Here is a 679-nt window from a genome sequence, read left to right on the forward strand (position 1 = left end):
GGTTGAACAATCCTACATATTTTCGAAGGTCATCATGGTTTTCATGTGTAGTATATTTATCAAGCCACGTTTTTACATGTTGTTTGAGTTGTTCGAATTGGTCTTTATAAGGGTGCATGTGCAAGAGTTCTTGTTTAAGCTTTTTCCAAAGTTTCTCAATAACATTCAACCACGAGGCATAGGTTGGCAAAGGTAATAATTTGATTGGTAAGTTTTTATTGGCGTACTTCTTAGTAGGTTTTAAGTCCTTCCAAGAAGCAGGGACACGATGTTTAAATGGGCAATCTTGTGTTTGTAAAGCTACCAATAGGTCGGGATGATAGTGCATAGGCCAGTTGTCAAGTATGATATAAATTTGCTTGTTGGGATATGTATTGACCAATTCTTGATAAAAACAATAGATAGTAGCAACACTTATTTTGTTTCGGATAAAGTAGTCTACTTTCCCAGTAAGTAAGTTTAAAGCACCCATAACACGCATAGTTTTATTACTCTGCCATCCTTGTTTAGCCAAAGGTTGTTGTTTCCCATAGGCACAACTCACACTAGGATGAGCATAAATGGTGAGTTGGTCAATACATAGAAATACAGCCTTGTCAATATCGGCTGTTTCAAGAGTTGTTCTCATATAAGCAAGTTTAGCTTGATAATCAGCATCTGGGCTGTGGACATAGAGTCT

1 protein-coding gene is annotated in these 679 nt (G+C 37.0%); it reads right to left on the reverse strand.

Annotation, left to right across the window (positions count from 1 at the left end; all coding sequences use genetic code 11):
• On the reverse strand, nucleotides 1-628 hold a 628-nt coding region (locus VB264_RS25055), incomplete at its 3' end, for a transposase (protein WP_323254149.1).
• Nucleotides 629-679: the final 51 nt, after the last annotated feature.

The organism is Arcicella aquatica (genome assembly GCF_034928825.1).
In the GTDB taxonomy this organism is placed as follows: Bacteria; Bacteroidota; Bacteroidia; order Cytophagales; family Spirosomataceae; genus Arcicella; species Arcicella aquatica.